The sequence below is a fragment of the Sinomonas sp. G460-2 genome (assembly GCF_047759905.1).
Lineage (GTDB): Bacteria > Actinomycetota > Actinomycetes > Actinomycetales > Micrococcaceae > Sinomonas.
The window spans coordinates 1-3759 of the sequence record NZ_JBKZWT010000343.1 but is presented as its reverse complement, the minus strand read 5'-3'; the positions used below and the strand labels follow the sequence as shown (position 1 = coordinate 3759).

Below are 3759 nucleotides of genomic sequence, written 5' to 3'. Positions count from 1 at the left end.
GCCGGACCAGGGGTTTCCGGACCCGGGGTTGCCGGACCACGGGTTGCCGGACCAGGGCGGCACTGAACCGGGCGGCGAGTCTCCCGCCCGATCGCCGTCCCGTGCCCGCATGGATCGAGCCTACGCGCCCGGGCCGAGCGCCGTCGTCGGCCGTGGGGCGCACGGGCGACTACTCCGCCGGGAGCATGCGCGACCGGGTCGCACAGCAGACTGGGGCCGCGATCTGGTCCGCTTCTTGGCCGGCCCTCAGGGTGTCGCGCAGCGACGCGCCAGCTTGGGACTGGTCGGGACGGATCAACCGGACTGGAGCGTCAATGGACGGTGGGCCGACGGGCGCTATTGGGCCGCTCCGCACATTGTTGCCCGCACGGGCCGCGCGTAGCGTGAAATGCACCACACCCCAGCAAGGAGGACACCATGAGCGTGCGGATTCCCCGTTGGAAGAGCGTCGCCGTCGCCGCTGCGGTCGCCGTGCTCACATTCGCGGGCGTTCCGGCCGCGGTCGCCAAGCCAGGCGGCGTCCCAGCCATCCCGCTGAACTCGGAGCAGGAGACCACCGGCTCGACGAGCGACGCCTCCGGCTTCTTCAGTTCCACGATCAACGGGACACAGTTCTGCTACACCCTCGAAGTTCGGGACCTCACGGGGCCGGCGATCGGAGCGCATGTGCATGTGGCGCCGCGCAACGTCCCGGGTCCGATCGTCATCCCGCTCAGCGTCGGTGCCGGCACGACGTGGACTTCGAGCGCGTGCAAGACGGTCAGCGCGAGCCTGCTTTCGGCCATCTCCGCTGATCCGGACGCGTACTACGTCAACGTTCACACCCATATGTGGCCCGGCGGCGAGATCCGGGGGCAGCTCAAGTAACAACAGAATCGATTGCCCCGTAACCGTCGTTATGGGGCTCGAAAACGACAGTTACGGAGCAGTCGATGGGAATCAGGCGCGCGCGGCCTCGCGCTCCGCGGCCTCGACCACGTTGGTCATGAGCAGGGCCACCGTCATGGGGCCCACGCCGCCTGGGTTCGGCGAGAGGTAGCCAGCCACCTCGGCGACCCGTGGGTCGACGTCGCCGAACACCTTCGGCCGGCCCCCGTCCGGGTCCTCCTCGCGCGTCACCCCGACGTCGAGCACGGCAGCGCCGGGCTTGACGTCCTCGGGCTTGACGATGTGCTTGACCCCAGCCGCCGCGACGATCACGTCCGCGCGGCGGAGGTGCTCCGAGAGGCCCTGCGTGCCGGTGTGCGTGAGGGTGACCGTCGCGTTGATCTCGCGGCGCGTGAGCAGCAGCGGGATCGAGCGGCCGATCGTCACGCCGCGCCCCACGACGACCACATGCTTGCCCTTGAGGTCGTAGTCGTTGCGCAGCAGGAGCTCGATGACGCCGCGCGGTGTGCACGGCAGCGGCGTGTCGATCCGGCCGTTGACGTTGAGCACGAGCCGCCCGAGGTTGGTCGGGTGGAGCCCGTCGGCGTCCTTGGCCGGGTCGATCCGCTCGAGGATGGCGTCCGTGTCGAGGTGCTTCGGCAGCGGGAGCTGCACGATGTACCCGTGGCAGGTCGGGTCCGCATTGAGCTCGTCGATGAGGGCCTCGACCTGCTCCTGGGTCGCGTCCGCAGGCAGCTCCCTCTGGATCGAGTTCATCCCGATCGCGACGGACTGCTTGTGCTTCATGCCCACATACAGCTGCGAGGCCGGATCCGCGCCCACGAGCACCGTCGCGATCCCTGGCGTGATGCCCTTGGCCTTGAGGGCCACAACACGTTCGGCGAGTTCGGCCTTGATGGCCGCCGAGGCGGCCTTGCCGTCAAGGACGACGGCGGTCTGGGACGTCATCGTGCCGCTCACCACTCCTCGTGGCCAGGGTAGAGCGGGAAGTCCGCCGTGAGCTTGTCGACGCGCGCCTGGAGGGACGCGAGATCGGCGCCGCCCTTGAGCGCGGTCGCGATGACGTCGGCGACCTCGGTGAACTCGGTGGCGCCGAAGCCACGCGTCGCGAGGGCCGGCGTGCCGATGCGCAGACCGGAGGTGACCATCGGCGGGCGCGGGTCGAACGGGACGGCGTTGCGGTTCACGGTGATGCCGACCTCGTGGAGGAGGTCCTCGGCCTGCTGGCCGTCGAGCTGCGAGTTGCGCAGGTCCACGAGCACGAGGTGCACGTCCGTGCCGCCCGTGAGCACCGAGACGCCCGCGTCGGCGACGTCCTTCTGGTTGAGGCGCTCCGCGATGATGCGGGCACCCTCGAGGACGCGCTCCTGGCGCTCCTTGAACTCCTCCGAACCCGCGATCTTGAACGCGACGGCCTTCGCGGCGATCACGTGCATGAGCGGGCCGCCCTGCTGGCCCGGGAAGACGTTCGAGTTGATCTTCTTGGCGAACTCCTGCTTCGCGAGGATCACGCCGGAGCGCGGGCCTGCGAGCGTCTTGTGCACGGTCGAAGTCACGACGTGGGAGTCCGGAACCGGGCTCGGGTGGAGCCCCGCGGCGACGAGGCCCGCGAAGTGCGCCATGTCCGTCCACAGGAGGGCGCCGACCTCGTCCGCGATCGAGCGGAACGCCGCGAAGTCGAGGTGGCGCGGGTACGCGGACCAGCCGGCGATGATGACGTTCGGACGCTCGGCAAGGGCCTGCTCGCGAAGCTTGTCCATGTCGATGCGGAACGAGTCCTCCTCGACCTGGTACGCGGCGACCTGGTAGAGCTTGCCGGAGAAGTTGAGCTTCATGCCGTGCGTGAGGTGGCCGCCGTGCGCGAGCGAAAGGCCCAGGATCTTGTCGCCCGGGTTGATCATCGCGGCGAGCGCCGCGGCGTTCGCCTGGGCGCCCGAGTGGGGCTGGACGTTCGCGAACTCGGCCCCGAACAGCTCCTTGACGCGGCTGATCGCGAGGTTCTCGGCGACGTCCACGTACTCGCAGCCGCCGTAGTAGCGGCGCCCGGGGTAACCCTCGGCGTACTTGTTGGTGAGGACCGAGCCCTGCGCCTCCATGACGGCGCGCGGCGCGAAGTTCTCGGACGCGATCATCTCGAGCGTGTCGCGCTGGCGGCCCAGCTCCTGCTCGAGGACTGCGGCGATCTCGGGGTCGACGTCGGCAAGCGGAAGGTTGCTGACGGAGGACACAGTGGGATTCGTGGTGGTCACGGGATCTCCTGAATTGGGCTCGGCGTGCTACTGGTCAGGCTACCGGCCGCCCCGCCCCTGCTGGAACTCGCGTCGGGGGCGTGACAGCACGGTGGTGCTCGACCCCTGGCCCAGGCGTACGACCCATGGTGTCCCGTGTGCGCCGCGCCCGCCAGACAAGTGGCCTTGGCACCGCAGCACGCGTCGCTCCCCGGTGGTGACCCACCCAACGCCAGTCGCGACAGGCCACAGTCTATCCCGGCCGCGCCGGGAACAGGCTGGCGTTTCTCATGGTTACGAAGGTGGTTGACGTGTCAGCAGAACGGAGGGAGACGGCGTGGAGGCGCTCAAAGTGGTCGTGATCGGGGCGGGCCAAGCCGGGCTCAGCGCGGCGTACTGGCTCCAGCGCAGGGGCCTGCGCGCGTGGGAGGACTACGTAGTGCTCGACGCCAACGGCGGCCCCGGCGGAGCCTGGCGCCACCGGTGGGCGTCCCTCACGTTCGACGCCGCGCACGGCCTCCACCCGCTCCCCGGCCTTCCGCTCGAGGCGCCGGATCCGCACGAGCCGAGCTCCGCCGTCGTCGGCCGCTACTACGGCGCGTACGAGCGCGAGTACGGGCTCCCCATCGTCCGCCCGGCGCGC

4 protein-coding genes are annotated in these 3759 nt (G+C 69.9%); 2 read left to right on the top strand and 2 right to left on the bottom strand.

Going from position 1 to position 3759, the window contains the following annotated elements; genetic code table 11:
- Positions 1 to 417 precede the first annotated feature (417 nt).
- Positions 418 to 867 (top strand): CHRD domain-containing protein, encoded by a 450-nt coding sequence (locus ACLN58_RS19415; RefSeq protein ID WP_415856877.1) that lies wholly within the window; start codon positions 418 to 420, stop codon positions 865 to 867.
- 72 nt (positions 868 to 939) lie between these two features.
- On the opposite strand, the gene ACLN58_RS19410 is transcribed toward ACLN58_RS19415, so the two are convergent.
- Positions 940 to 1836 carry a bifunctional methylenetetrahydrofolate dehydrogenase/methenyltetrahydrofolate cyclohydrolase gene (locus ACLN58_RS19410; protein ID WP_415856878.1) on the bottom strand — a complete coding sequence of 299 codons (897 nt, stop codon included), beginning with the start codon at positions 1834 to 1836 and terminating at the stop codon, positions 940 to 942.
- A gap of 8 nt (positions 1837 to 1844) precedes the next feature.
- The gene (gene glyA, locus ACLN58_RS19405) at positions 1845 to 3137 is read right to left on the bottom strand and encodes a serine hydroxymethyltransferase (protein ID WP_415856876.1); all 1293 of its coding nucleotides are present in this window, start codon (positions 3135 to 3137) and stop codon (positions 1845 to 1847) included.
- 316 nt (positions 3138 to 3453) lie between these two features.
- Here glyA and ACLN58_RS19400 point away from each other — a divergent pair.
- Positions 3454 to 3759, top strand: a 306-nt coding sequence (locus ACLN58_RS19400) for an FAD-dependent oxidoreductase (RefSeq protein ID WP_415856875.1), incomplete at its 3' end; no start/stop codon positions are given.